Here is a 2,462-nt window from a genome sequence, read left to right as displayed (position 1 = left end):
ATCGTCCTGCCAGTAACAAATCGTGCAGATCTCGTGGCTTCCCGGCTCTTGCTTGAACATGAGGTATCCGCAGCACGCACAGGGGAACATGCGGCCGAATTTCCAGGGAATCGCTCCGTCGGGTCGTGTCAGTCGCTCCCGGAGCGTGAGCGGCTCGATGGGCCTGCGGACACGTGCCTGAGCCGATGCTGGACTGGACGAACTGCGCATCACCTTCGGATGACTCGCTCGACCGAAGCGCGGCGGGCGAGCCACTCCAGGAAGGAACCGGCCTCCGCGACCGTCCGACGGGTTTCGTGCAGGTGGACGAATACGCGCTCATCCGTCGCGCCGTCGTCTTGGCGGGCAAAGCACAGCATGTCGCCGGCCCCATTGTTGGAGAAGGCGATCAGGTGGCTGGGCAACCCGTACCTCTCTCGCTCGCTGAGCGTCAGCTCGACGAAAGACTCGTCATACGGGAATCCGTCGCCCAACCCCCATACGGCAGTGCCTCCCAGCATGGCCCACCCGACGTCGCGCAGGAACCGGCGGTAGTCGTGAGGAAGCGTGCCGACGCCTGCTTCCGCGTCGGCGATCATCGCCTCGTCCACCCCGGTACCGGTGAGGGGGTTGGGGGTGCCGCGGATGAGGGACACGACATCCTGGCCGCTAGTCATCGGCGCTGATGACGGTCATGTCGGGAGCGTCCGTGTGACAGGTCTCCGAAATGCATTCACTGGAAGAAAGCGTGGGTGTCGACGGCATGCGCGCATTATGCAGGGAGCGGGAGCCTGTTCGGTGACGATGTCGCGACCGGTCGAGAACCCGGCAACGCGGGACGACACCCCGACATCCAACTCAGGAGTGAAAGGCGAAGGCCCCGAATCCGGAGATTCGGGGCCTTCATTTGTTGCGGGGACAGGATTTGAACCTGCGACCTCTGGGTTATGAGCCCAGCGAGCTACCGAGCTGCTCCACCCCGCGGCACAAGAGATAAACCTAGCACGGGTTTTGACGTGTGTCGAATCGGCGTTGCTTCCGACCCCCGCGACGCGACAGGATGCGGGGATGCTGACCCCCACCGACGACCCCCAGGACGACCTCCGGGACGGGCGTCCCGAGAGCGCCGCGCAGCGTGCGGACCGCAACTGGGCCGACGTGCTGCAGGAGCTGCGGGTGCTGCAGACCGGCACCCAGATCCTCACCGGCTTTCTGCTCGCGCTGGCGTTCCAGCCCGCGTTCGCCGACCTCAGCGGACCCCAGCGCACCGGCTACCTCGTGCTGGTCGGACTGTCGGCACTCACGGCGATCCTCGCGCTCGCGCCCGTCGCCCTCCACCGCGCCGTCTTCCACCGCGGAGTGAAGCCCGTCGTCGTCCGGTTCGGTCACCGCGCATTGATCGCCGCGCTCACCGCAGTGGCGGTGCTGCTCACCGGCGTCGTGGCGTTCGTCTTCGACGTCGTGATCGGCGTCGAAGCCGCCGTGGTCGCCGTGGTCGTCCTCGCGGTCGTCATCCTCGTACTGTGGGTGGTGGGCCCGGCCGTTCTCCGCCGTGCCAGCGGCGACGGCCGGACCGGCGAGAAGGGACGCGGATGACACACGACAGCGTGGGAGTGGCGGTGGCGCAGTTCGCCCCGGCCGCCTCGAAGCCGGCGAACGTGGATGCCATCACCGACCTCGCTCGGACGGCTGCGGCCCGTGGCGCTCGGGTCATCGTGTTCCCCGAGTACTCCAGCTACTTCGTCGACCCGTTCGACACGTCCCTCGCTGAGAACGCCGAGGACCTCGACGGCCCCTTCACGGCCGCGCTCCAGGCTCTGGCCGCCGAACTCGACGTCGTGCTGGTCGCGGGCCTGGTCGAGCGGGCCGACGACGGGCGGCGCGTCCGCAACACCGTCGTGGCCGTCGGGGGAGCCGGCATCCAGGCCGTTTATCGCAAGCTGCACCTTTACGACGCGTTCGGGCAGCGGGAGTCGGACTGGGTGGCGCCCGGCGAGATCGCCCCGCCCGAGACGTTCGAGGTCGACGGCCTGCGATTCGGTCTCATGACCTGTTACGACCTTCGCTTTCCGGAGGTGTCGCGCACCCTCGCCGACGCCGGGGTCGATGTCGCCCTGGTCCCCGCGGAGTGGGTGCGCGGACCCCTAAAAGAACATCACTGGACGACCCTCCTGACGGCACGGGCGATCGAGAACACGTTCTTCGTCGCGGGCGCAGATCACCCGCCGCCCCTCGGTGTCGGTCACTCGATGGTCGTCGACCCGCAGGGCGTCGCGCTCGTCACGATCGGCACGGCGACGGACGTCGCGGTCGCGCGAATCGACACCGGTGCGATCGCCCGCGTGCGGCGGGTGAACCCCGCGCTCGAGCTGCGGCGCTTCCGCGTCACCCCGCGCTGACCCCGTGCGGTCAGGCCCGCGACAGGGCCGAGAGCCGCTCCACGGCGTCGGTCAGCACCTCGACCCGCTTGCACGCCGCGAAGC

General features: G+C 68.4%; 4 protein-coding genes and 1 tRNA gene. 2 read left to right on the top strand and 3 right to left on the bottom strand.

Annotated elements, in window-relative coordinates; translation table 11 throughout:
* The 3 genes from I5G_RS27215 to I5G_RS07055 form a co-directional block, all read right to left on the bottom strand.
* Nucleotides 1–90: CPCC family cysteine-rich protein (locus tag I5G_RS27215; RefSeq protein WP_022878428.1), on the bottom strand; the 90-nt coding region annotated here is incomplete at its 3' end.
* Between the two features lie 119 nt (nucleotides 91–209).
* Nucleotides 210–635 carry an SMI1/KNR4 family protein gene (locus I5G_RS07060; RefSeq protein WP_022878427.1) on the bottom strand — a complete coding sequence of 142 codons (426 nt, stop codon included), beginning with the start codon at nucleotides 633–635 and terminating at the stop codon, nucleotides 210–212.
* Nucleotides 636–889: 254 nt separating this feature from the next.
* Nucleotides 890–963 (bottom strand) — tRNA-Met (locus tag I5G_RS07055).
* Nucleotides 964–1,047: 84 nt separating this feature from the next.
* Between I5G_RS07055 and I5G_RS21165 the strand changes: the two genes are divergently transcribed.
* Nucleotides 1,048–1,575: a DUF6328 family protein gene (locus I5G_RS21165; protein WP_022878426.1), complete on the top strand. Its 528-nt coding sequence runs from the start codon at nucleotides 1,048–1,050 to the stop codon at nucleotides 1,573–1,575.
* Nucleotides 1,572–2,378, top strand: a complete 807-nt coding sequence (locus I5G_RS07045) for a carbon-nitrogen hydrolase family protein (RefSeq protein WP_026095721.1) — start codon at nucleotides 1,572–1,574, stop codon at nucleotides 2,376–2,378. Before I5G_RS21165 ends, I5G_RS07045 begins: the two co-directional genes overlap by 4 nt.
* Nucleotides 2,379–2,462: the final 84 nt, after the last annotated feature.

It is taken from the genome of Microbacterium sp. B19 (assembly GCF_000333395.1).
In the GTDB taxonomy this organism is placed as follows: Bacteria; Actinomycetota; Actinomycetes; order Actinomycetales; family Microbacteriaceae; genus Microbacterium.
This window is presented reverse-complemented; position numbering and strand designations above follow the sequence as displayed.

What these genes read in the sequence shown, in the direction of transcription:
- I5G_RS21165 (WP_022878426.1), top strand. Translation starts at nt 1,048, where the DNA reads ATGCTGACCCCCACCGACGACCCCCAGGACGACCTCCGGGACGGGCGT.
- I5G_RS07045 (WP_026095721.1), top strand. Translation starts at nt 1,572, where the DNA reads ATGACACACGACAGCGTGGGAGTGGCGGTGGCGCAGTTCGCCCCGGCC.